The following is a 26,859-nucleotide window of genomic DNA, read 5'->3' as shown; positions in this document are numbered from 1 at the left end:
CACGCAATGAGAGGAAAGATGAATGAATAAGACAGTAACCAAATTACTGAATATTGTGCTGATCCTTGTAATGATCGGGGCCCTTGCGTCTCCGCTTATAGGAACAGCGTTTACATATCCAAGTGAGGATGATTTTTCCTATGAATCAGGCGGATCTGCCGGAGCGGCGGAGTTTGGCTCATCACTTATTGGCTCACTTTACAAGGTGACAGTTATCTACAAGATGCAGCAGGGCTGCTATACAGCGATGTTCCTTGATCATTTCATAAGGCCTTACTCAAGATTTGGCCTTCCGGGATTTCACATTGCGATCATTGGCTACATGGTTCTTTTTATCTGGGCTACATGGCTTGTGTTCTCAGTTCTTTCCAGGAAAAATAAGACTGTGAGCTATTGTGCCATGGCAGCAGCTATGCTCAGTACCTTTACAATGACAGGTTCTGTCCATGACACCAAGCTCTTTTACTGGTACACAGCAGTTGTTGGCTATACTTTGATGTTCACCTTTTCTCTGTTTGCATTATATTTCAGCGTTCTTTCAGTTCAGGAAACTGATAACAGGAAGGTGAATCTTTTCCTTGTTTTATCTGCTATCTTTGCATTTCTTGGAAGCGGCGGATCACTTGTTATCACTTCACCAACCTGTTCATTTTTGCTGGCTGTTGTCATTGTTTCTTTTGACAGGGTAAAAGCGAAAAAGAAACTCCTGATACCTTTTGTATTTGCCATGATCGGTGCCCTTGTGAACGTTGCTGCACCTGGAAATTATCAGAGAGCCAGTGCAGATCTGAAGGAAGGCCACACAACAGTGTTTGACGCCATAAGAGATGCATTTACTTTCTATTTCAGCGAGATGAAGAACGTGTTTGATCCGATCTTTATTGTTGTTATTTTGGCGGTTATCCTGATCGGTGTTATTTACAAGGTAAGAGTTAAGGAAAGTGGCATCACAAACGGCATGATGGGGATCATATTTGTCGGAGTATTGCTGATACAGTATTTTACTGTGTTCCCGGCAGCTTACGGATATCATACCAATGAGCTTAGTACCCACGTAACAGGAATGTACGACATTATCGCACGATTCACATTTATTTTCCTGGGACTGTGCATAAGTCAGTGGTTTGGTGAGACAGTTGTGGATAAGCTCACCGGAAAAGTAAGCATTGGTGGAAAAGTAGATGCAGATCATGTTGTAAAATACGCGCTTGGTGCTTTGACAGCGCTGGCACTTTTACTTGCGCTTGTTTTACCTTCTGCTCACGTCATCGTAAAGGATAGCTTCACAGCAAGAACATTCAGGGATTTTAAGAACGGAAGGTTTACAGAGGTGTATCGCATCAGAGAGTATGAGCTTACAACCTTTGAACTTGCAGAAGAGGGCACTGATTGCATCATCTATATCCCTTGGGATGTGGAGTGTGAGTCTCTTCCAGGACTAGGCATAGGATCAGATTCAGAGTGGTTCACTAATGTGAGCGCCGCGCACCTGTTCAATCTACATACCACGACGGTATTGATGCCTTGATTTTTGCCCATTGTTGACAATGATGGTAAAATGTACCTCAGATGTAGTGTGACGTTTTGGGGAATGACTACATCTGGATATATTAGTTAGAGAGTTTTAAGTTTTTTTATTTTTGGGAGTAAAGTATGAAAAGAAGTACAAAAAAGGGTTTAGGCCTTTTTGGTAAGAAATCACGTACCAAGAGACACGACGAGAGAATTGATTTTGACGAGCAGTATGATCAGTACGAGGATGATTACGAAGATTACGATCCTGAGTACGATGATGATTATGATGATCGTGACTATGAAGATGACGATTATGACAGAGATGATGATCGCGAGTATGAAGATGACTACGACGATTATGATCGCAGGGATGATCGCGACTACGAGGATGAAGACTATGATGATGTAGAGCGCGACGACTACGAAGATGACGATTATGACAAAGAAGAGGATCGTTACGAAGACGAAGAGGAAGAAGATCGTTACGAAGATGATGTAGATGACCGCGAGTATAACGGAATTCCTGACGATGAGTACGACCGTGAGTATGAAGACGAGTACTACGAGGATGAGGAAGACTACGACGGCGATGATGATCATTACGACGAAGACGACTACGATAGAGATGACCGTGATTATGACGATGATGATCGTTATGATGATGAGTATGACCGCGATTACAGAGATGATCGTTATGATGACGAGTATGACCGTGACTACGATGATCGCTACGAAGACGACTATGACCGTTATGACGATGATGAGGATGATGATTACGCTCCAGTAAGAGGACGTAGAGATAGAGACCGTGGCGAAAGAAATCGCAGAGATAGAGGCAGCAGAAGAGATCGTTCCAGAGGCCACAGAGAATCTGGCGCAGCAATCTTTTTTGCTGGTGCTTTAGAAAAAATCAAGAATACATCTGCAGTTGAAAGAATTGCGGCAGCAGTATTTCTTTTCCTTATTGCTGGTGCAGTTGCTACTGGCATATTCTACAAGGCAGCCAGTACCAAGAATGAGCAGATCAGCTCTTTTGCAGATGTAGGAACAACTCTTGGCGAGGTAGAAGTTGTAGGCGAGAGCGGACTTCTTGCTATGGCTGACGCTGAGAAGGCTAAGTCTATGACAGCTCAGATGATCGAAGAAGAGGAAGAAGAGGAAGAGATCGCTGATGACGCTAAGGGCGTAACAGTTCAGATGACTCTTACTTCTATTAAGAGCGACATTAAGATCAAGTTCATCAACTCAGAGACCAAGAAGCTTGTTGGAAATGTTCATTTCGAAGTTTCTGTAAAGTGCCCGGACGGAAGCACTGTAACTTATGATGATCACGATAAGGACGGAATCATCTATAAGAAGGATATCAAGGCCGGCAAGTACACAGTTACTCCAATGGCTCTTTCTGATGAGTATTCAACATACACACTTGATTCTTCAAGTAAGACAATTACTGTAAAAGACACAGTTGAGATGAAGGCAGTCGATGTCAGCAACGAGGTTAAGAAGGAATCTCAGGTCAACGCTGCGAAGGAAGATACTCAGGTTAAGACAGAGGTTGAGTCTCAGCTTAAGGATACAGTTGAGTGGGTTGAGAGTACGAAGACTCCTATCGGTGAAGCTTCTGATGGACAGTACAGCTATGATGAGATCAAGAAGGAAGATATCACTCCTCCAGGAACTACAGCTAAGTTAACAGCTGGAAGCTTCATGAGAATGGCTGGAGCAAGAAATCCTGGCGAAGGGAATTCTCTGACAAGTAATGATGCAGCTTCAAATAAGAGCTCAAAAGAGAGCTCCGAAGGTGGAAACGGCACAGGCGGAAGCGGTGAAGGTGGCGGAAGCACAGATAACCCTGGAGAGGGTGGCGGAAGTACAACTCCTAAGGAAAAGGTAGATATTGAAGCCAGCATTTCTGCAACTGAACTTACAGTTGGACAGGAAGCAACTATTTCTATTGCTAAGGGACCATCTAATCCTGAGATTACTTCAGATAACGCAAGTGCTGCTACTGTATCAGGAACAACAGTAAAGGCTGTTGGCACTGGTAAAGCAAAAATTACAATTAAAGGTAATGACGATTATAAAGAAAAGTCATTTGAAGTAAATGTTAAAGAAGAGCCTAACAAGGACATGACTGTTGAGGTTACACCTAACAGCATAAAAGTAGGCGAGAAGGCAACAGTTAAGGTTACAGGACCTTCAAATCCAACAGTTACACAGTCTGGCGGAGATGGACAAGTCAAGATAACAGGAACAACAGTAGAAGGAACAAAGAAGGGACAAGTAACTCTTAAGGTAACTGCTGATAAATATAATGCAAAAGAAGTAACTCTTACAGTAGACGATCCTGCAAAGAAGAACTTCGAGACTTCTGCAAAAGAGATCACTGTTAAGGAAAAAGAGACTGTAGATATTGCATCAGTTCTTTCTCTTAAGAATGCACCATCAGATATTAAGTACACATCATCTGATGCTGGCATCGCTAAGGTTGAAGATAACAAGAAAGTTACTGGTGTAACACCTGGAAAGAGTACAACAATTACACTTACAGCTAATGGATATAATGATTATCCTGTAACAGTTAAGGTCGTAGGCAAAGATACAGTTCCTGTATCCTTCACAAAGGCTACTCTTGTTGAAGGCCAGACCCTCAAGATAACAGCTAATAACGTTAAGATCACTAAGGTTGTTTCAAGTGATACCAATAAAGTAACAGTTAATGTCGATACAATTACTGGTAAGGCAGCAGGTGATGTAACTCTTACAGTTTCAGCTGATGGTTACACAGATGCCAAGATTGAAGTGAAGGTAGTAGGCAAAGGAACAGTCCTTAAGGATAAGAGCGGAAACACTGTTTACGTTAAGGATGGCGATAAGTATAGAGAAGCTACTTATCAGGATTACTACGACGGAAACAAGAAGTTCTATACAAGAAAAGCTGCTACAGCTTTCAAGTACACAGGTTGGCAGACACTTGATGGCAAGACTTATTTCTACGACAAGAACGGAGATAGAGTTAAGGGCGAGCAGGTAATCCAGGGTGCTAAGTACACATTTGATAGCGACGGTGCACTTGTTAAGTCACCTGGTGCAATGGGTATCGATGTCAGCAAGTGGAACGGAAACATTGACTGGAACGCAGTTAAGAACTCAGGCGTCAACTTTGTTATCATCAGATGTGGATATAGAGGTTCTTCTGAGGGAACACTTATCGAGGATCCTAAGTTCAGAGCAAACATCAAGGGAGCTCAGGCAGCAGGACTTAGAGTTGGTGTGTACTTCTTTACTCAGGCGGTAAATGAGGTTGAGGCTGTTGAAGAAGCTTCAATGGTTATCAGCCTTTGCAAGGGATACAGCCTTTCATTCCCTGTATACCTTGACGTTGAGGGAAGTAACGGTCGTGGTGACAGAATCAGTGCTGAGCAGAGAACTGCTAACATAAAGGCATTCTGCGGAACTATCAAGAATGCAGGCTACCAGGTTGGCGTTTACGCAAACAAGACCTGGTTCACAAGCAAGATCAACACTTCACAGATCACAGGTTACAAGATCTGGCTTGCACAGTACGCTTCACAGGTTACATACACAGGTTCAAGATATGACATGTGGCAGTACACTTCAAAGGGCAAAGTAACAGGTATCTCAGGAAACGTTGACATGAATATCTGCTACTAAGCTTTGTTAGAAAGATATTAGATGGACAAGAAACGTTTTAAGATCATTTCAATACTAATACCGTTTGTGTTCTATATAGGTATGGCGATCATCGATGGAACGGTGTGGTGCGTGGATTCTGCAAGCTACACCTCCATGGATTTCTCAAGAGAACCGGTTTATCCACTGTTTCTTTTGGGAATCAGAAAGCTCTTTGAACTTTTTGATTTCGCCGGAACTATGTACGGACAGCCTTCTTATCTGTTCTGCGTTGTGATCATCCAGAGCCTATTGTGGGTTTACACCGCAGCAAGGCTTGGAATCTACATGTATGACTACACGCTGGAGCAAAGGTACTCAAGGCAGAGAGCGACCATTGTAGGCTTTATGGGACTCTTTTCCCAGATGGCAGTTGCAATCCTCAACAGATTTGTGGCAAACAGAGGCTCCATGTACTCTGAATGCATCATGACAGAAGCTCTTGCAATGCCGCTGTTTGTGCTGTTTAGCATAAGGCTCTTTGAACTTTTCCGGAACTACTCAGCGATGAACATGTTGGCGGTATTTCTTTTGAGTGTCTTGATTTCAAGCATCAGGAAGCAAATGCTCATTACGATCCTGATCATGGGCGCAGTGTCACTGATCATTCATCTCATTGTTAAAAGAACTAGAGACCCCAGAAGGTTCCTTTCTATAGTCATCATGGGAATCTTGGCGGTCATCAGTATTGGCGTCATCGATAGAAGTTACAACTACGCTGTAAGAGGCAAGTTTGCTGAGCACGTAGGTAATAGCAAGGGAACTCTTTGTACGGTTCTTTATACTGCAGATGCTGAGGACGTTCACCTCTATGACAAGTATGAAGACTCTCAGAAATTCCCGGAGCTTGGAAGCCTGTACACCCGCATCTATGATGAATGCGTGGCAAAAGAGCTGACGATTTCCTATGCTCCTTCTCAGAACTTTGATTCTACCTGGCTTGAAATGACAAGCCACTACGCAGAAGGCTATGACATAATAGGCTTTGATATTGTGATCCCGTATTGCCAGCAATATGTATCCGAGAAATTTCCTGAAATTTCAGGACCGGAGTTTGACATAAAGGAAAATGAAGTAGAAGCAGTTCTTGCAAAAGAGCTTCTTTTAAAGGATATAAAGGGTATATTTACCGGTAAGTCGTCTGAGTTTTTGTACGTTCTGGTGGCAAATGTGGCAAAGGCACTTGTGATATCTGTGGCGAATAATCGACCTGCGATCCTTGTTAAGGTTTCTATATTTATTTATCTCTTTTATCTGATTCTTTTTAGCGTAAGGTTGATAATGAAGAAGGATGAAAAGAGCAGAGAACTGTGCCTGTTTGCACTTATCGTATTCATGGGAATACTGATAAACTCTGTGGTTACAGGCTCTATGATATTCCCACAGCCGCGCTATATGTGCTATGGAATGGGACTCTTCTACTTGACGATTGGTTGTGGTATACTATACCAGTAAATTTTTCAAAAAATTAGAAATGAGGCAAAAAAATGAGAACTTATCTTGTAACTGGAGGAGCTGGTTTCATTGGTTCCAACTACATACACTATATGTTTAAGAAATATGATAACGAGATCAGGATCATCAACGTTGACGTGCTTACATATGCCGGCAATCTTGAGAACCTTAAGGATGTGGAGAACAGAGACAACTACACATTCATAAGAGCTGACATCTGTGATAGAGATGCCATAAATAAGATCTTTGAGGAAAATGATATCGACAGAGTAGTTCATTTTGCTGCAGAGAGTCACGTTGACAGATCAATCGTTAATCCAGAGGTCTTTGTACAGACTAACGTTCTTGGTACAGCTACAATGCTCAATGCTGCCAAGAAGGCATGGGAGCTTCCTGACGGAACATTCAAGGAAGGCAAGAAGTTCCTTCACGTTTCTACAGACGAAGTATATGGTTCACTTGATGATGATCCAAATGCTTTCTTCTATGAGACAACTCCATATTCACCACACAGCCCATATTCAGCAAGTAAGGCTAGCTCAGATATGCTCGTAAAGGCATATATGGACACATACAAGTTCCCAGCCAACATTACTAACTGCTCAAATAACTATGGACCTTACCAGTTCCCAGAGAAGCTTATTCCTCTTATCATCAACAACGCTCTTGCAGGCAAGGATCTTCCTGTATATGGCGATGGTAAGAACGTACGTGACTGGCTCTATGTAGAGGATCACGCCAAGGCTATCGACATGGTTCAGGAAAAGGGACGTCTCTTTGAGACATACAACGTTGGTGGTCACAACGAGAAGCAGAACATCGAGATCGTTAAGACTATCATTGATACTCTTAAGGAAGTTCTTGATGACTCTGATCCAAGAAAGGCCCACCTTTCTTATGACCTTATCAAGTACGTAAGTGACAGAAAAGGTCATGACAGACGTTACGCTATCGCTCCAGACAAGATCAAAGCTGAGATTGGCTGGGAGCCAGAAACAATGTTTGCTGAAGGAATCAAGAAGACAATAAAATGGTACTTCGACAACATGGACTGGATGAAGAATGTAACAAGCGGAGACTACGAGAAATACTACGAAAAGATGTATTCTAACAAGTAATAATATAATTAGTTTTATTTATTATTTGAAGGATAAATGCCTGTTAGATGTGAATCTTTCGGCATAATATATAATTGTGAATTTAATCATTTATCAGTGAAATGTTCATAGATTACAATTAGAAATTGGTTTATACATAAAGCAATTTTATGGTCTTTGAAAACGTCAGTACTTAGTCAGTGTTTTTTACTGACTTAGTACTGTTACGTTTTCAACGAAGCGGAAGCGCCCATAAAATGATTTATGTAAAACCAATTTCGAATCAAAATCTTTCAACATTTCACGTCCTAAAGGAGAAAAAATGAAAGGTATAATTTTAGCTGGTGGTTCAGGCACCAGACTTTATCCACTTACCAGGGCAATGTCCAAGCAGATGATGCCTGTATATGATAAGCCAATGATCTACTATCCACTTTCAACTTTGATGCTGGCGGGCATCAGAGAAGTGCTTATCATTTCTACACCAAGAGATCTTCCAATGTTTGAAGAGCTCTTTGGTGATGGATCACAGCTTGGAATGCACTTTGAATATGCTGTTCAGGAACAGCCTAGAGGACTTGCTGATGCATTCATCATTGGCGCTAAGTTCATTGGCAGTGATTCTGTTGCCCTTGTTCTTGGAGACAATATTTTCTATGGACAGAGCTTTTCTAAGCTTCTTAGAGAAGTTGCATCCAGAGAAAAGGGAGCTACTATCTTTGGTTACTACGTAAGAGATCCTAGAGCTTACGGCGTTGTTGAGTTCGATGAGAACGGCAAAGCTATCAGTATCGAAGAGAAGCCTGAGCATCCAAAGTCTAATTATGCTGTACCTGGACTTTATTTCTATGACAATCAGGTTGTTGATATTGCTGCAAACGTTAAGCCTTCAGCAAGAGGCGAGATCGAGATCACAAGTATCAATAACGAATACTTAAGCCGCGGCGAGCTTCGCGTAGAGACTATGGGAAGAGGCTTTGCATGGCTTGATACAGGCAATCACGATTCTCTTCTTGATGCATCAGATTTCGTATGTGCATTCCAGAAGAGACAGGGACTTTACATTTCATGTATTGAAGAGATTGCTTATAAGCGCGGATTTATCGACAAGGAGCAGCTACTCAAGCTTGCCGAGCCACTTATGAAGACTGATTACGGTAAATACCTGGTTGAGGTCGCTAACGGGCTGTGAACACCTGGCGAGGTTTTGATAACGGGAGGAGAACGTGGATAAAAGAGTTTTCCGAATGGCAATACTTACCATCATAAGTGCCTTTATTCTGGTACTTGTCATTGTCTATGCTACTAATACCCAAAAGATCAATCAGCTTTTTGGCTGGGGATCCAAGGAAAGTGATGAAGCTGAGACCGCTGCATCCTACAATAGTGGTGAGCAGGTTTACGGACAGCAGATCGGTAGCAATCTAGACGGTTTTTTAAGCGATGAAGATTTTTTTGATGAGACAGAGAAGATACCTTCTGTTGTGGTGATCAAAAAAAGTTCAGGCTCTGCTGAAGAGAGTTCAGAAGCTTCAAGCCTTGGCAGTTCAGTTAGTGATGATGAACTTCCTGGAATGGCAGTTGTAGGCGAGCTTCAGAATCCTGAGGGATATGCTCCGGGAATGGGCGGCTCTTTTGACAGCAGCTTATATGAATATAACGGCGTTATGCCAACTGCACCTATCGAGGGAACACCAGTTGGACAGTAATGTCTGAGAAATATTAGGAGATATAAAAATGGGAAAGATAACTGTTGAAACTTGTGAGATAGAAGGACTTAAAGTTATTACACCTACTGTTTTTGGTGATGCAAGAGGATATTTTGTTGAGACATACAACAAGAATGATTTTGTTGAGGCAGGTATTGATGTTGAGTTTGTTCAGGACAATCAGTCAGCCAGCAAACAGGGAGTTTTAAGAGGACTTCATTTCCAGAAGGAGTATCCACAGGACAAGCTTGTACGCTGCATAAATGGTGAAGTATTTGATGTGGCTGTAGACCTTAGAAAAGGTTCAAAGACTTATGGAAAGTGGTTTGGTGTCAGACTTTCTGCTGAAAACAAGAAACAGTTTTTTATTCCAAAGGGATTTGCGCATGGCTTTTACGTACTTTCTGAGTACGCTGAGTTTGCTTACAAATGTTCTGATTTCTATCATCCAAACGACGAGGGCGGCCTTAAGTGGGATGATCCAGATATTGGTGTTGAATGGCCTTTGATTGAAGGCGTGGAACTTAACCTTTCCGATAAGGATACCAAGTGGGGAGGAATTAAAGAGCTTTGATAAAGGGACTTAAGAAACTTCCCAAGCGATTAGGCTTGGGCATTTTCTATGTAATGGCGCTTATTTTGGCGCTACTTCTTGTAATGCACACAAATCCGCTGGCAGACCCGCATACAGAGATGCTCAAGAAGATATGTGGATGTATCTTGATTGGCATCAGTTGTATACTGGTCTTCTTTTGGTATGACAGATTGCTGGTGCTTCCGGTTGAGTTGTTCCATTCAAGGAAGCTCATCAAGAGACTTTCAGTAAATGATTTCAAAAAAAGATATGCCGGTTCCTACATGGGTATCGTGTGGGCCCTTGCTCAGCCTGTTATTACAGTTATAATGTACTACATTATCTTTGACGTTGTATTTCAGTCCAGAGCCGAGGCGGTTTCTGATGGCATAGAGGTTCCTTATGTTCTCATGCTCACAGCTGGTCTTGTGCCATGGTTCTTTTTCTCAGAGGCCCTTACAAACGGCACAACATCACTTCTTGAGTACAATTACCTGGTAAAAAAGGTTCTTTTTAAGATCAGCATACTGCCAATCATCAAGATAATAGCAGCTATGTTCATTCACGTGTTCTTTATCTGCGTTCTTCTTTTGATCGCTTGTGTTTACGGATATTATCCAAGTGTCTACTGGATTCAGATCCTTTACTACATGGCATGCGAGTTTATCCTAGTATTGTCACTAAGCTACGCAACCAGCGCTATTGTAGTATTTTTCAGAGATCTTTTACAGATCATTAACATAGGACTTCAGCTGTTCCAGTGGTTTACACCTATTCTCTGGAACATCAACATAGTTCCTGACAGATTCAAGTGGATCTTCAAACTCAATCCTATGGCATACATTGTTGAGGGTTATAGAAATGCAATCTATGGCGATACATGGTTCTTTGAGCACTTCTATTCATCCACTTATTTCTGGATCTTTGTAGTGGCAACCTTCTGTATCGGAACACTTATCTTTAAGCGTTCTAAACCTCACTTTGCAGACGTTCTGTGATACTAGAGGATTAGTGATAATATAGGAATTTATTATGGAAAAAGATGTAGCTATTGAGGTAAAAAACCTCACTAAACTATATAAGCTTTATGACAAGCCTATGGACAGACTCAAGGACTCCCTTGGACTTTCCCGTAAAAAGAAGTACAAGGAGCACCTTGCCCTTAACAACGTTAATCTTACTGTTAAGAAGGGTGAGACAGTTGGTATCATTGGCACAAACGGTTCTGGTAAGTCCACTATCCTCAAGATCATCACAGGAGTTTTATCTCCAACTGAGGGTGAAGTTAACGTTGATGGTCATATCTCAGCTCTTTTGGAACTGGGAGCAGGCTTTAACATGGAGTACAACGGAATTGACAACATCTACTTAAACGGTATGATGATTGGTTTTTCTGAGGAAGAGATCAAAAAGAGGATGGATGCAATCCTTGAGTTTGCTGATATTGGCGACTATGTCTACCAGCCAGTCAAGACCTACTCAAGTGGTATGTTTGTGCGTCTTGCCTTTGCAGTAGCCATCAACATTGATCCTGAGATCCTTATCGTTGATGAGGCCCTTTCTGTAGGTGACGTATTCTTTCAGGCTAAGTGCTATCACAAGTTTGAAGAGTTCAAGAAGAGAGGCAAGACTATCCTCTTTGTATCACATGATCTTTCCAGTATTAGCAAGTACTGCGATAGAGCAGTTCTTTTAAATCAGGGTGTGCTCCTTGGCGAGGGAACACCAAAGAAGATGATCGATATCTACAAGCAGGTTCTGGTGGGACAGTACCCACTTCCAAGTAGTGACGTTGAGAACCTTCTTGATGATGATCAGATCCGTCAGGCTGCAGCAGATGCAGACAAAAAAGCTGATGACAAGATAAAAAAAGATGATAGTGCCAAGAAAACAGCCGCTGAGAATCCAGATACCCTGGAGTATGGCGATGGCGCAGCTACTATCACAAACTATTTTGTCACAGATAATACAGGAAAAGAGACTAACTCTATCATTAAGGGTACTGATTTTACAGTGCACATGAGAGTTAAGTTTAATAGAGATATTGCAGCTCCTATCTTTGCCCTTACCTTCAAGAACATCATGGGCATTGAGATCACAGGAACCAACTCAATGGTTGAAAAGGCTTTTCTGGAGCCGGTTAAGGCTGGCGAAGAAAAGGACGTCACCTTTACACAGAATATGTCACTTCAGGGCGGAGAGTATCTTCTTAGCTTTGGAGTAACAGGTTTTGAACAAAATGATTTTACCGTGTATCACAGACTCTATGATGCACTTAATGTATCAGTAGTATCAGACAAGAACACTGTTGGCTACTATGACATGAATTCTAAATGTGTTGTTACTGATGCTAAATAACTCGCGAGGAACGAGCAAAATGCAGGAAAATGTTAAGATTGGGAATGTGACCCTTAATTTCAAACACTACTCTGGGGTTGATCTCTACAGCGATGGTGCTATAGAGAACGACCTTCTTGAGATTGTCAAAAAATACAAAAAAGAAGAGTATCAGAAGGTTATCGAGGAGAGGGCAAACTGGCCTATTCTCTACCATCTTTCTGAGCAAAGATCTAATATCGTTGAGTGGATCCCTATGGATAAAAACGCCAAGGTATTAGAGGTTGGCTCTGGATGCGGCGCTATCACAGGTATGCTCTCCAAGAAGGCTGGCGAAGTAGTTGCCTGCGATCTTTCAAGGAGACGTTCTGAGATCAATGCAACCAGAAATCAGGAGTGCGACAACGTAACTATCCACGTTGGTAACTTCAGGGATATTGAGCCAGATCTTCCCAGAGATTTTGACTATATCTTCTTGATCGGCGTATTTGAGTACGGTCAGGGCTATATTGGAACTGACAATCCTTACGAGAAGTTCCTTAGAATGCTTCAGAGACACCTTAAAAAGGGCGGAAGAATCGTAATTGCTATTGAGAACCGCCTTGGACTTAAGTATTTTGCTGGATGTGCTGAAGATCACCTTGGAAGCTACTTTACAGGTATTGAGGGATACTCACCAGACAGCGTTGCCAAGACTTTTACCAGAAATGGACTTATCAACATCTTCAAGAAATGTGGCATGAATGAGTACCATTTCTATTATCCATATCCTGACTACAAGCTTATGACACTTCTTCATTCAGATGATTATCTGCCTAAGTTTGGAGAGCTTCAGGACAATGTTCGTAATTTTGACAGGGATAGATTAGTTCTTTTCAATGAGAAAAGAGCTTACGAGGACCTCTCAAAGGACGGCCTCTATCCAGAGTTTGCCAATTCCTTTGAAGTTATCCTTGGACCTGGCTTTGATACTATCTACAGTAAATACAGCAATGACAGAGTTTCTGAGTTCAAGATCAGAACTGATATTGCTATCGATAAAGCTGGCAGAAAGGTTATCAAAAAGTTCCCTCTTACAGAGGAAGCAAGAGAGCACGTATTTGGTATCAGAGATGCTTATCTTGGCCTTGTTGAGAAGTATAGAGGCGGGGACCTTGAGATCAACGACTGTCAGATAAATGAACAGGAAGGCTGCGCTATTTTTTCTTTTGTTAATGGCGTACCGCTGGCTTCACTCCTTGATCAGTGCATTGATAGAGATGACATGGAGGCATTTGAAGCTCTTTTGAACGAATATCTAAAGCGTATTAGGTACAAGGAAGACTATCCTGTATCAGATTATGACTTGATATTCTCTAATATTATGGTTAATGGCCCTATTTGGACTATAATAGATTATGAATGGACCTACGGTAAGTGTATACCTGCCAAGGAGTCCATGTGGAGAGCACTTTACTGCTACAGATTAGAGGATAGGAAAAGAGAAAAGTTTGATCCTAAGCCTCTTTTTGGCAAACTTGGTATTACAGAAAAAGAGATCCAGGTTCTCCTTGATGAAGAATACGCCTTCCAGAAGTATGTAACTGGAAACCGCAAGTCAATGGTAGAGCTATGGAAAGATATAGGCAGAAAGGTGATCGTTCCTAAGGAGATCACAGCTACTGCCAGTGCTGCAAGGCCTGATGACCAGATCCAGATCTATCTTGATAATGGTGAGGGCTACTCTGAGGATGAGTCAATGTTCCCAGAAGAGCAGTACGATGACAAGAACACAGTAACTCTGGATATCAGAGTTGATGATACCTGCAACACAGTCAGGATCGATCCTGCTTTTGCACCATGTATGGTCACTATCCTGAACGCTACATGGAACAGTCTGAACATTGCAGAGGGTGGGGCAGATATTGCAATAAATCCAGTTAATGGTGAGTGGATCTCAGATGATTCCATAATCTTTAATTCTGATGATCCTAATATCGAGTTTTCACTTACAAGTGACAAACTGGGCATTAAGCAAAAGAACCACCTTGTGGTAAAGCTTTTGATGACTCTTATTCCAAGAAATGCTGCAGATGCAGTAATAAGCTCACTTCCTGAACCTGAAGTAGCAGTTCCAAAGAAAAAGAACATTATCAAAAAGCTTGGAGAAAAAATAAGCCAGAAACGTGAAGCACGATACTATAAAGATGATGAGGAGTAATTGTTAGGGGAATGCTGAAGGACTTAGCCAAGAAAACTCTTGCGACAAGGAGAAAAACTAAATACAACAGAGTAGTAAAAGCCAAGTCTTCTGCTTATGATAAGTGGCAGCGCCAGGGTGAAAAAGAGCCTGTGATCAAGGCTGAAGCTCCTGTGTACTACGAGGAGAATGAAGACGGCACTTTGGTACCTTACAAGAAGCCTGAGCCAGAGGTTAAGGTTGTGCCTTATGCCAAGGTTTGGGAGGTTTCTGATGCTAAGGGCGACGAGAATGTTGTCTACATTTTTGTAAGTCCTAAGGGCAGACTTACCAAAAGAGCTACTGAAGTTATCAAGCAGTATTTTGTAGCACACCCAGAGCATGACATTGTTTACGGTGATGAAGACGAGATCGGCAAAGGTGGCAAGTATATTCATCCATTCTTTAAGCCAGACTGGTCTCCTGATTCATATTTGAACGCGTTTTATATAGGTAGCTACTTTGCCTGCAGAGCAACTACCATGCATGCCGCTGCACCTGAGTACGATAACGCAGTCAGGATGCTGGGCGGAACATCAAACAAAAAGAATTCACCAGAGCAGGTGGGACTTGAAGCATCTCTTTTATCAGCTGATGTACTATTCTGCATGCTTGCTATACATGTGAGAGCCTTTGCCAAGAGAACCGGCATGGAGCTTCCTATTGGACATATCAGAGAAGTATTATTCCATAGAAACTCTGAGCAGGATGTCTTTTACGGAAGAACATTCCACAATTCCAAGCATATGCTCTTAAGACCAGCTACTGTCAGCATCATCATTCCTTCCAAGGATCATCCTGAAGTGCTGCAGCAGTGTCTTAATTCCATCGTAAATACAACTGGTGGTGACAACATCAAATACGACATTGTCATCATTGATAATGGTAGTTCAGCTGCTAATAGAGTTAAGTACGGTGTTTATTGCAGCCGTGCCGAGAGAAAGAACGGACTTACCAAAATAAATTACATTTACAAATCTCAGGAGTTTAACTTCTCTGCTATGTGTAACCAGGGCGCTAGAGCCTGCAGCGGTGAGTATCTCCTGTTCCTTAACGATGATATTGAGGCGGTAAAAGAGGGATGGCTTCGCGAGATGCTGTCTCAGGCTCAGCTTGGCCATGTGGGCTGTGTAGGAACCAAGCTTATTTATCCTGACACAGACCTTATTCAGCATTGCGGAATTGCCAATGTTAGACGTGGTCCTGTGCATAAGCTTCAGAAGATGCACGATGGCAAGAGCCACTACTTTGGATATAACAGAGGTGTCCACAATTTCATCGGTGTAACCGCTGCTTGTCTCATGATCAGCAGAAAGAAGTTTAACGATATAGGAGGCTTTCCTGAGGAACTTAAGGTTGCCTTTAATGATGTAGATTTCTGCTATACAGTAATGGAAAAGGGCTACTACAACGTATGCTGTAACCATGTTTATCTATATCATCATGAGTCTCTTACAAGAGGTCTTGATAACCTTGATCCAAAGAAGATGGAGAGACTTGCAGTTGAGGGTGACACTCTTATGAAGAGGCATGCGCACCTTTATAACTTTGATCCATTCTATAGTCCACACCTTACAGAGGATGAGACGATCTCAGCTATTATTCCACGTGAGGATTACACTGCTGTGGAGGATATTCCTTATGCCAGAGTTTCAGTTCACGAACATGGTATCAGGGGAGCAAGGGAAGATCAGTGTCTTAGAATTGGATGCGAGTACAATGGCAGCCTTCGCAACTGGCTGTACGGAGTAACTGCAGAAGGGTACGATGATGGCTACTATCTCAAGGGATACAGCTTTGTCATTGGATCTGATAATGCAATTTATGAAAAGAGATTGCTCCTTCGTCTTGTGGAAAGACATGAGGATGGAGCAGGCCCTGTAGAGCCTAAGGTATTTAGCGTGCCAACTTATGTATGGTACAGGCCTGACATCAAGGTTCGCTTACAGGATCAGGTAAACGTAGATCTCACTGGCTACAAGGTAAAAATCCGCAAAGGTGATCTTGTACCAGGCTACTACCAGATCGGTATGTTAGCGGTTGATAAAACAAGCCACTTAAAGCTTGTAAACTGGGTTCCTAACATTCTTAATGTGAAAAAGTGATTTAAGAGGTTATAAATGAGCGAGTTGGATTATAAGTCAGCTTATGAAAAAGAAAAACTAAAGAGTGCAGAGCTTGCTGGTAGGATTGCTGAACTTGAAGATAAAAACCAAGAATTAGAGTTCAAGCTTAATAGAATTAAGAACAATCCTATTTGGAAAGCCAGCACTCCAGCACGTAACACAATGCACTGGGTTATCAGGCAGCGTGATAGGATCAGGAATCAGGGGTCTCTCAGAGGTGTTATTGCTAAGATCAAGTACAAGCAGATTGAGAAGAAGGCAATGACTCACTACGGAACAGAGTCTTTTCCTAGTGAAGAGACTAGAAAAGAGCAGGAAGAGGCAGTATTTGAGAAGATGCCTCTTATTTCAATCTTAGTTCCTCTTTACAATACTCCTGAGAAGTTCCTTAGAGATATGATAGAGTCTGTTCTTGCACAGACTTACGGCAATTGGCAGCTCTGTCTTGCTGATGGATCTGATGAAGCTCATATTTCTGAAGTATCTAGGATTGTAGAAGAATACATGAAGGATGCGAAAGCTCTTTTACCTGATGGAAAGTGCAAGATTGCTTACAAGAAGCTTGAAAGGAACGAGGGAATTGCAGGAAATACCAACCATTGCCTTGAACTTGCAGAGGGTGAGTATATTGGACTTTTTGACCACGATGATATTCTTCATCCAGAAGTATTATACTGGTATGTCAAAGCTATAAATGAAGAAAATGCAGATTACATCTACTGTGATGAGACAACCTTTAAGGGCGACGACATCAATAAGATGATAACCATGCACTTCAAACCGGATTATGCTATCGATAATCTGAGAGCCAACAACTATATCTGCCACTTTAGTGTTTTTAAGAGAACTCTTCTTGATGGTACAGAGCTCTTTAGAACTAAGTTTGATGGAAGCCAGGATCATGACATGATCCTTAGACTTACTGATAGAGCAGAGCACATCGTACACATTCCAAAGCTTTTATATTACTGGAGATCTCATGCTGCATCTGTTGCATCTGACATCAGTGCCAAGCCTTACGCTATTGAGGCTGCAAAGGGCGCTGTGGCAGATCATTTGAGGCGTCATGGATATGACCACTTCAAGATCACCAGTACAAGGGCATTTGAGACTATCTTTAAGATCACCTATGAAGTTCAGGGAAGTCCTAAAGTCAGCATCGTAATTCCTAACTGCGAGCACGCAGAGGACCTTAAGAGATGTATCACTTCAATCTATGAGAAGTCTGTATATGACAACTACGAGATCATTGTTGTAGAAAATGGCAGCACTGGTTCTGAGATAAAGGGCTACTACGAGGAGCTTAGAACAGGTAATCTCAAGGATGTTGTCAAGGTTGTTGATTATTATGAGAATGGTCAGAATCTTACAGCAGATGGCAAGAAGCCACCATTTAACTATTCAGCAGTTGTGAACTACGGCGTTTCAAAATCTGACGGCGAGTATGTAGTTCTTTTGAACAATGATACACAGGTTATTACTGTTAACTGGATCGAGGAGCTTCTTATGTATGCTCAGAGGCAGGATGTGGGAGCAGTTGGAGCTAAGCTCTATTTTCCAGACAGAAAGATCCAGCACGCAGGTGTAGTACTTAAACTTGGAGCACATAGAACAGCAGGCCACTCTCACTATGGCCAGGCAGGTATGAATCTTGGATATATGGGCAGACTTTGCTACGCTCAGGATGTGAGCGCAGTTACAGGGGCATGTCTTATGGTTAGCCGCGCTAAATACGACGAAGTTGGAGGTTTTGCAGAAGACTTCCAGGTTAGTCTTAACGATGTGGACTTTTGTCTTAAACTCAGAGAAAAAGGATATCTCAATGTATTTACTCCTTTTGCTGAGCTTTATCACTATGAATCTCTTTCAAGGGGCCTTGATCTTGAGGGTGAGAATGCAAAGAGATATGAGGCAGAGTCAGAGCATTTCCGCACCAAATGGAAAAAAGTTCTCGATAAAGGCGACCCGTACTACAACCCTAATTTCTCCCTCGACAGGAGTGATTACAGCCTTAACGTAGAGGGCTATTCAAGTCTTAGAACTCAGTAAAAACCTGATGCATAGGTTTTTTGAATTGGGGATATATGATATAATTTTTGTGGTATATGTGCACAGGAGGACAATGTAATGAGTGAAGCAACAAAACAGTTTGAATATTGGCTTAATGATTCATACTTTGACGATGATACAAAGCAGGAACTTATGGCAATTCGTAACAACGAGGCAGAGGTAGAGGATCGTTTCTACAGAGAGCTTGAGTTTGGTACAGGCGGACTTCGTGGTGTTATCGGTGCCGGAACTAACAGAATGAACAAGTACACTGTACGTAAGGCTACACAGGGACTTGCTAATTATATTAAAAAGAATGGTGGAGCAGACGCAGCAAAGAAGGGCGTAGCTATTTCTTATGACTGCAGAAGATTTTCACCTGAGTTTGCTGAGGAGACAGCTCTTTGTCTTGCAGCTAACGGAATCAAGGCTTATGTAAGTGATATCCTTCGTCCTACTCCAGAACTTTCATTTGCTCTTAGAGAGTTTGAATGTATCGCAGGTGTTATGGTAACAGCTTCTCACAATCCACCTGAGTACAATGGTTACAAGGTATACTGGCAGGATGGCGCGCAGGTTACTCCACCTCACGACACAGGCATTATCAAAGAGGTTATGTCTATCACTGACTACCACGAAGTTAAGACAATGTCTAAAGAAGATGCTGTTGCCAAGGGACTTTATGTTTCATTTGGCGAAGAGATCGATGACAAGTACATGGTAGAACTTAAAAAGCAGATCATTCATCAGGATGTTATTGATGAGATGGCTGACAAGTTCACTATTGTTTATACACCATTCCACGGAACAGGAAATCTTCCTGTTAGACGAGTGCTTAAGGAACTTGGATTCAAGAATGTATTCGTAGTACCAGAGCAGGAAGCTCCAGATCCAGATTTCACAACTCTTGCTTATCCTAATCCAGAGGATCCTAAGGCATTCGAGCTTGCTCTTAAGCTTGCAAAAGAGAAGGATGCAGATATCGTACTTGCAACTGACCCTGATGCAGATCGTCTTGGAATCTATGCAAAAGATACTAAGACAGGCGAGTATATTGGATTTACAGGAAACATGTCTGGAATGCTTATCGGCGATTATATCTTAAGAGAGCGCACAGCTACAGGCACAATGCCAGCTAACCCAGCATTCGTTACTACTATCGTTACAACAAACATGGCTAAGCAAGTTGCAAAGAAGTATGGCTGCCACTACATTGAAGTTCTTACAGGATTTAAGTACATCGGTGAGCAGATCAAACTCTTTGAAGAAAATGGCCAGTCTCACAACTATGTATTTGGCCTTGAGGAGTCCTATGGATGCCTTGCTGGAACACATGCAAGAGATAAGGACGCTGTTGTTGCAGTTATGTGCCTTTGCGAGCTTGCAGCTTTCTACAAGAAGCAGGGCAAGAGCGTATGGGATGCTATGATGGATCTTTACGAAGAGTACGGCTACTACAAAGAGGGCCAGTATTCAATCACTATGAAGGGTAAAGAGGGAGCTGAGCAGATTGCTGCTATCATGGATAAGCTTCGTAAGAACCCTCCAAAGGAATTTGGTCAGTGGAAGGTTGAAGAGTTTAGAGACTACAAGACTGGCAAGACTCTTGATATGGCTACTGGCAAAGAGGGAGAGACAGGTCTTCCTACATCAAATGTTCTTTACTTTGCACTTAACAATGATTCCTGGTGCTGCGCAAGACCTTCAGGAACTGAACCTAAGATCAAGTTCTACATGGGTGTAAAGGGCAAGAACCTTGAGGATGCTGAGAAACTTCAGGCAGAATTAACACAGGCTGTTAAGGATGCAGTAGGCTAACTTCATTATAAAAAAAGGATAGATAATTATGGGTATAAAAAATGCGGCTAAAAAAACAATAGCATATGCTAAGCGCAACGGTGCTAAAGCCGCATTTTTTGCTGCCTTTGAGAGAGTTTCAGATACTTTAAATGAAAAATATGATTATATTCCTCTTTCTGAAGACGTATTAGAGGAACAGAAGAGGGAATATAAGTCACTTGCAGAATCAGGAGGCGCTATGCGTTTTAGCATTGTAGTGCCTCTTTTTAATACTCCTGAAAAGTACTTAAAGGAGATGATAGATTCTGTTGTGGCTCAGACCTATGGAAACTGGGAACTGGTACTTGCTGATGCGTCTCTATCTGAGTCAGAGACTGTCAAGGAATACACCAGGGTTGATCCCAGGATCAAGTACTACCATCTTGGAAGCAACGATGGAATATCAGAGAATACCAATAAGGCTATTGAGAAGGCTAAAGGGGATTATATAGGTCTTTTGGACCATGATGATACTCTTACGCCAGATGCTCTCTATGAAGTGGCTAGAGTCATCAGAAAGAGCATGAAGCAAAATAAACTTACCCAGTTCTCGGCATGTCCTATACGCCTTATTTATTCAAATGAGGACAAATATGATGATGGCAAGGGTGCCTACTATGAGCATCACGCCAAGCCATCTTTTAACATGGACTATTTATTGTCCAACAACTATATCTGCCACTTTGCAGTCATGAGGGCAGATATCCTGAAAAGACTCAAACTTCGCGGCAAGTACGACGGAGCACAGGATTTTGATCTGTTCCTTAGATGTTGTACAGAGGCGGCTTTGTCCATGGCAATGGCAAGCGGCCAGATTGCACATATAGACAAAGTTTTGTATCACTGGAGATGTCACAGAGGCTCAACAGCAGCCAATCCTGCCAGCAAGATGTATGCTTATGAGGCAGGCCAGAGGGCTGTAAGAGATGTTCTTCATGAAAATGGCGTTAAGGCAGATGTGGCGCAGATGCCACACCTTGGCTTTTACAGAGTCTTGTACGAGCCTGATGTCTTTTCATTTAGAAGCGATGTGGGAATCATCGGCGGCAAGATACTTAATAAAAGAGGCAGGATCATAAGCGGCAATTTCAAGAAGGACGGAAGCATCAGGTACAAGGGACTTCCTCTTGGATATAGCGGCGGATTTCAGCACAGAGCTGTTCTTCAGCAGGACTGCGCAGCTGTAGATGTGAGATGCATGGCAGTCAGGCCAGAATTAAGGGCTGTCTACCAGCAGATCACTGGATTTGAATACAAGGACACCTTCTATGAAGGCGGAGAAACAATAGATGATAGATTTAAGGCTTTTAGTGAGGAGACAATTGCTGCTATGAGTCTTAAGCTTGGGGAAGAGGCCAGGAAGCAGGGCTTCCGCGTTATGTGGGATCCTCAGGTTATCAAAAGGGTTTGATATATGAGTAAAGTTACCGTTGTAATACCAAATTATAATGGAAAAAAATATCTTCCAGATTGCATAAAGAGTCTTAAAAAGCAGACCTTTAGGAATTTTACTGTGACAGTTGTAGACAACGGCTCAACTGATGGAAGCATTGAACTTATAAAAAAGGATTTTCCTGAAGTTAAGGTTATTGAGCTTAATGACAACACAGGCTTTGCTAATGCGGTAAATGTGGGAATAAAGGATGCTGACAGCCCTTATGTATTTCTTTTAAATGATGATACAAGGTGCGACGAAGAGGCAATTGAGAAGCTTGTTGCATGTATGGACAAGCGAAAGAAAGTGTTCAGCGCTCAGGCCAAGATGCTTCAGTTTAAGGAACCACACAACATTGATGATTGTGGTGATCTTTACTGCGTCTTTGGATGGGCATTTACTCCTGGCAAAGACAAGGATAACACGCATTTTAATAAGATAGATGCTGTTACTTCTGCCTGCGCAGGTGCCGCTATGTACAGAAAAGAGTACTTTGAGATAGTTGGCTATTTTGACGAAGCACATTTTTGCTACCTTGAGGATGTGGACCTTGGCTATAGAGCAAGGCTTAAAGGATTTGTTAATGTCTGCGAGCCTTCGGCCATTGTTTATCACGCTGGAAGTGCTTCAAGCGGATCAAGATACAATGCATTTAAGGTTGAACTAACTGCAGGAAATAATTTATACTTAATCTATAAAAATATGCCTGTATTTCAGATAATATTAAATTTGCCTCTGATATTACTTGGCATTATCATTAAGCATGTCTTTTACGTGAAAAAAGGACTTGGAATGGCTCATATCAAGGGGATAATGAAGGGCTTTTCCAAGATATTTGCCGGCTCTCAAAAAAGAGTCAGATTTGGCAAAAAAGAACTGTTTGGCAGCTTGAAGATGCAGCTTGAACTGTGGATCAACCTGGCCAGACTAGTTGGGGTAGTTTTACTATGATCAAGGACAATCAGGTACATTTGAATAGAGCGCACGTGGTTGTGGACGGGCTTATCGTAGCCGGTTCCTACGTGGCATCATATTTTGTAAGATTCGGACTATTATGGGGTGACAGAGATCACGCGGAGCATTTACCAATGCTTACGTACTTTTCTGTACTCTATTTTTTAGTCCCTGCGTATCTGTTTTTGTATTATATGGTTCAGCTCTATACTTCAAGGAGAGCACTTAGGCTTTGGGATGAGTTCATGGACATTGTCAAAGCCAATATCATGGGAATACTTAGTTTTCTTGTGATCTTGTACATGATCCATCAGAACAACTTCTCCCGTGGAATGATCGTTATATTCTTCTTTATTAACGTTCTTCTGACGACGGTTTCGAGAGGCTTCCTCAGGAAATTCCTTAGATACATCAGGAAAAAAGGTTATAACATGAAGCATATCCTTCTTGTTGGCTATTCAAGGGCAGCAGAGGGGTATATCAGCCGAATTTTGGATAATCCTCAGTGGGGATATGAGATTGCAGGCGTTTTGGATGACTTTGTGCCAATTGATACAAGTTATCACGGTATCAAAGTTGTGGGCAAGATCGAGCAACTTTCAGAATATCTTGAAAACAACAATTACGATGAGATCACTATCACGCTTCCTCTGGATGATTACGACAGACTTGAAGAGCTTGTGGCTCAGTGTGAGAAATCCGGCGTTCATACCAAGTTCATTCCGGACTATTCATCTCTTTTCCCAAGTAATCCGTACACAGAGGATGTTCAGGGGCTTCCTGTTATCAATATCAGATACGTTCCATTATCAAACTCTTTTAACAGAATGGCTAAAAGAGCTGTGGACATCGTGGGTTCACTGTTTGCAATCATCTTATTCTCACCAGTCATGCTGATCGCGGCTATTGCAGTTAAGACAACCAGCAAGGGACCTATCATTTACAAGCAGGAGAGGATCGGACTTAACGGTGTTCCATTTAAGATGTACAAGTTCAGGACTATGAAGGTTCAGTCAGAAGCTGAGGAAAAGAAGGGGTGGACTACCAAGGGAGATCCACGAGTTACTAACGTTGGGGCGTTTCTTAGAAAGACAAGTATCGATGAGATGCCTCAGTTCTTTAATATTTTGTTTGGTCAGATGAGTATTGTGGGCCCTAGACCGGAGAGACCACAATTTGTTGAGAAGTTTAAAGAGCAGATACCGCGTTACATGGTAAAACACCAGGTTCGTCCAGGTCTTACAGGCTGGGCTCAGATAAATGGATATCGCGGAGATACATCAATTAGAAAGAGAATCGATTATGATATCTATTATATTGAGAACTGGTCTATGTCTTTTGACATAAAAATTATGCTTGGTACCATCAGATACGGGTTCATTAATAAGAACGCATACTGATAAGGGTTGTATATTTTGCACATTTGTGGCATAGTATACTAATGGTTTACAATACATTTTGTTGGGACAAGGAGAATTATTATGTCAAATCGCGACGATGAGTACTACGAGAGAGACAGCAGAAGATCATCTCGAAATGATGACAGATATAGGGATGATAGAAGACCATCTCGAAGTAATGATAGACGTTATAGAGATGATTATGATGAATATGATGAGAGACCTTCAAGAAGATCAGAAGGATCCAGCAGATCACACAGTTCATCAGCAAGTAGATCAAGAAGCTATGATTCAAGAAGTTCGGCATCCAGAAGCTCTTCATCAAGAAGCAGCAGTAGCAGACCTTCTTCATCAAGAAAGTCTTCAGGATCAAGGAAGAAAAAGAGTAACAAGAAAGCAATCGCTATTCTTATTGCAGAAGTATTGATTGCATGCATCTTAGTTGTTGTAGCATACCACGTATTCTTCAAGGTTGACGTTACCAAGGTTGGTAAGGTTAACATGAACGAGGAAAAGATCACAAGCTCCATCAGTGAACAGGCTGCAGCCAATGAAGAGATGAAGAGCTACACTAATATCGCCCTCTTTGGTGTTGACTCCCGTGAAGGAGCACTTACCAAGAACACAAGATCAGATACTATCATGATTGCTTCTATCAATAATGAAACAGGCGATATCAAGCTTTGCTCAGTATATCGTGATACATACCTCAATCTTAGTAACGACAGCTACACAAAGTGTAATGCAGCATACGCCGAGGGTGGTCCAGAGCAGGCTATTTCAATGCTTAACATGAACCTCGATATGGATATTGAGGATTTCATCACTATCGGATTCAGAGGTCTTACTGATGTAGTAGATGCTCTTGGTGGTGTAGAGATCGAAGTTACAGATGCTGAGATTCCTCACCTTAACAGTTATCAGCAGACCATGGCTACAGAGCTCAAGCTCAACTATACACCTGTTACTTCAGCAGGCAGACAGACACTTAATGGTCTTCAGGCAACAGCTTACTGCCGTATCAGATATACAGCAGGTGATGACTTCAAGAGAGCTGAGAGACAGAGAACAGTCCTTATGGCCTGCCTTGAAAAGGCTAAGGGTATGAGCTATTCACAACTTGAGACAGTTGCCAACAACGCATTTAATGAGACATATACATCACTTGATCTTTCAGAGATCCTCGATCTTCTCAAGAATATCGCTAACTACAATGTTATCGATCACGGCGGATTCCCAGAGGAGAGCATGAGAGCTACTGGAACAATCGGTAAGAAGGGAAGCTGTGTAGTAGCAGTTGACCTTGCTAGCAACGTTAAGTGGCTTCACCAGTTCCTGTTCAATGACAGCAACTATGAGGTATCTCCTGACGTTCAGAAGTACAGCGACAAGATCAAGTCTGATACATCCCAGTATCTGAACTAAAGTTTATACTTTGATTTACTAATGGGGCGGGGTCTAGATAGAAAGAGCCCGCCCCATTTTACGTGAAAGCGCTTACGCGCAAAGGATAAAGATATATGAACACAATTGACGTAATCATTCCTACTTACAAACCTGATCATTCTCTTTTCACTTTGATCGATGATCTTGAGAAGCAGTCCGTAAGACCTGATCATATCATCATTATGAATACTGAAAAGAAATATTGGGATCAGCTTTTGGAAAAAACAAAAGAGAATCCACAGGATAAGTATGATAATATTATTCTGGAACATGTGACAAAGACGCAGTTTGATCATGGAAATACTAGAAATGAGGGAGTAGCTCTTTCTAAGGCTGATTACTTCCTTATGATGACTCAGGATGCATTCCCTAGGGATAAAATGTTGATTGCAAGCCTTTCTAAGGCTATGGACAGCGATGTAGCTGTAGCTTATGCAAGACAGTATCCAAAGACAGATTGCAACCTTGCAGAGAGATATTCAAGAAAGTTCAACTATCCAAATGAGCCAATGAAGAAAACTCAGAAGGATGTTGAAAGGCTTGGTATCAAGACTTACTTCTGTTCTAATGTATGTGCAATGTACAGAAGAGATATCTATGACAAATTGGGCGGATTTACAAAAAAGACTATCTTCAACGAAGATATGGTCTATGCAGGAACAGCCTGTCAGAATGGTTATGCGATCTGTTATGTTCCTGAAGCTGGTGTTATTCATTCACACAACTATAGCTGCAAGCAACAGTTTCACAGAAACTTTGACCTTGGTGTATCCCAGACTGATCATCCAGAGATCTTTGGAGGCATCAGCTCAGAGGCTGAGGGCAAAAAGATGGTGAGACAGACTATCGATCATTTCAGACACATTGGAAAGTCTTATCTGATCCCGCATTACATTATTATGTGTGGCAGCAGATGGCTTGGTTACAAATTGGGAAGGAACTACAAAAAGCTCCCACGTTCATTTATTCTGGCTTGTACCATGAATAAGGACTACTGGGTATGAGGGATTAC

At 41.9% G+C, this 26,859-nt stretch carries 18 protein-coding genes; all 18 read left to right on the top strand.

The window, feature by feature from the left end:
* The first annotated feature begins 22 nt into the window (after window positions 1-22).
* Window positions 23-1,528 (top strand): hypothetical protein, encoded by a 1,506-nt coding sequence (locus tag BUA02_RS13740; protein WP_072705232.1) that lies wholly within the window; start codon window positions 23-25, stop codon window positions 1,526-1,528.
* Window positions 1,529-1,653: 125 nt separating this feature from the next.
* The gene (locus BUA02_RS13735) at window positions 1,654-5,190 is read left to right on the top strand and encodes a GH25 family lysozyme (RefSeq protein WP_072705230.1); all 3,537 of its coding nucleotides are present in this window, start codon (window positions 1,654-1,656) and stop codon (window positions 5,188-5,190) included.
* 21 nt (window positions 5,191-5,211) lie between these two features.
* Window positions 5,212-6,663, top strand: coding sequence for a hypothetical protein (locus BUA02_RS13730; protein ID WP_072705228.1), 1,452 nt, complete (start codon window positions 5,212-5,214; stop codon window positions 6,661-6,663).
* A 32-nt stretch (window positions 6,664-6,695) separates the two neighbouring features.
* Entirely contained in the window at window positions 6,696-7,781 is a 1,086-nt protein-coding gene (rfbB, locus tag BUA02_RS13725; RefSeq protein WP_072705227.1) for a dTDP-glucose 4,6-dehydratase, read from the top strand.
* Window positions 7,782-8,082: 301 nt separating this feature from the next.
* Window positions 8,083-8,952: a glucose-1-phosphate thymidylyltransferase RfbA gene (gene rfbA, locus BUA02_RS13720; protein WP_071175333.1), complete on the top strand. Its 870-nt coding sequence runs from the start codon at window positions 8,083-8,085 to the stop codon at window positions 8,950-8,952.
* Window positions 8,953-8,986: 34 nt separating this feature from the next.
* Window positions 8,987-9,469 (top strand): hypothetical protein, encoded by a 483-nt coding sequence (locus BUA02_RS13715; protein ID WP_072705225.1) that lies wholly within the window; start codon window positions 8,987-8,989, stop codon window positions 9,467-9,469.
* Between the two features lie 28 nt (window positions 9,470-9,497).
* Window positions 9,498-10,043, top strand: a complete 546-nt coding sequence (rfbC, locus tag BUA02_RS13710) for a dTDP-4-dehydrorhamnose 3,5-epimerase (RefSeq protein WP_072705223.1) — start codon at window positions 9,498-9,500, stop codon at window positions 10,041-10,043.
* On the top strand, window positions 10,040-11,041 hold the full coding sequence (locus BUA02_RS13705) for an ABC transporter permease (protein WP_072705221.1): 1,002 nt from the start codon (window positions 10,040-10,042) through the stop codon (window positions 11,039-11,041). The genes rfbC and BUA02_RS13705 overlap by 4 nt, the downstream gene beginning before the upstream one ends.
* A gap of 34 nt (window positions 11,042-11,075) precedes the next feature.
* Window positions 11,076-12,401 carry an ABC transporter ATP-binding protein gene (locus tag BUA02_RS13700; protein WP_072705219.1) on the top strand — a complete coding sequence of 442 codons (1,326 nt, stop codon included), beginning with the start codon at window positions 11,076-11,078 and terminating at the stop codon, window positions 12,399-12,401.
* 19 nt (window positions 12,402-12,420) lie between these two features.
* A complete protein-coding gene (locus tag BUA02_RS13695; RefSeq protein WP_072705217.1) occupies window positions 12,421-14,580 on the top strand; it encodes an SAM-dependent methyltransferase in 2,160 nt (719 codons plus the stop codon).
* 11 nt (window positions 14,581-14,591) lie between these two features.
* Window positions 14,592-16,703, top strand: a complete 2,112-nt coding sequence (locus tag BUA02_RS13690; RefSeq protein ID WP_072705214.1) for a glycosyltransferase family 2 protein — start codon at window positions 14,592-14,594, stop codon at window positions 16,701-16,703.
* Between the two features lie 15 nt (window positions 16,704-16,718).
* Window positions 16,719-18,773, top strand: a complete 2,055-nt coding sequence (locus BUA02_RS13685) for a glycosyltransferase family 2 protein (RefSeq protein ID WP_072705211.1) — start codon at window positions 16,719-16,721, stop codon at window positions 18,771-18,773.
* 78 nt (window positions 18,774-18,851) lie between these two features.
* The gene (locus BUA02_RS13680; RefSeq protein ID WP_072705209.1) at window positions 18,852-20,591 is read left to right on the top strand and encodes a phospho-sugar mutase; all 1,740 of its coding nucleotides are present in this window, start codon (window positions 18,852-18,854) and stop codon (window positions 20,589-20,591) included.
* Window positions 20,592-20,619: 28 nt separating this feature from the next.
* Window positions 20,620-22,023, top strand: coding sequence for a glycosyltransferase family 2 protein (locus tag BUA02_RS13675; protein ID WP_072705206.1), 1,404 nt, complete (start codon window positions 20,620-20,622; stop codon window positions 22,021-22,023).
* Between the two features lie 3 nt (window positions 22,024-22,026).
* Entirely contained in the window at window positions 22,027-22,998 is a 972-nt protein-coding gene (locus BUA02_RS13670; protein WP_072705203.1) for a glycosyltransferase family 2 protein, read from the top strand.
* A complete protein-coding gene (locus BUA02_RS13665) occupies window positions 22,995-24,401 on the top strand; it encodes an undecaprenyl-phosphate glucose phosphotransferase (protein ID WP_071175344.1) in 1,407 nt (468 codons plus the stop codon). The genes BUA02_RS13670 and BUA02_RS13665 overlap by 4 nt, the downstream gene beginning before the upstream one ends.
* 81 nt (window positions 24,402-24,482) lie before the next feature.
* Entirely contained in the window at window positions 24,483-25,826 is a 1,344-nt protein-coding gene (locus tag BUA02_RS13660) for an LCP family protein (protein ID WP_072705200.1), read from the top strand.
* Window positions 25,827-25,921: 95 nt separating this feature from the next.
* Complete coding sequence (locus BUA02_RS13655) at window positions 25,922-26,851, top strand: glycosyltransferase family 2 protein (protein WP_072705197.1); 930 nt, start codon at window positions 25,922-25,924, stop codon at window positions 26,849-26,851.
* The last annotated feature ends 8 nt before the right edge of the window (window positions 26,852-26,859 follow it).

The sequence above is a fragment of the Butyrivibrio hungatei DSM 14810 genome (genome assembly GCF_900143205.1).
Taxonomy (GTDB): domain Bacteria; phylum Bacillota; class Clostridia; order Lachnospirales; family Lachnospiraceae; genus Butyrivibrio; species Butyrivibrio hungatei.
This window is presented reverse-complemented; position numbering and strand designations above follow the sequence as displayed.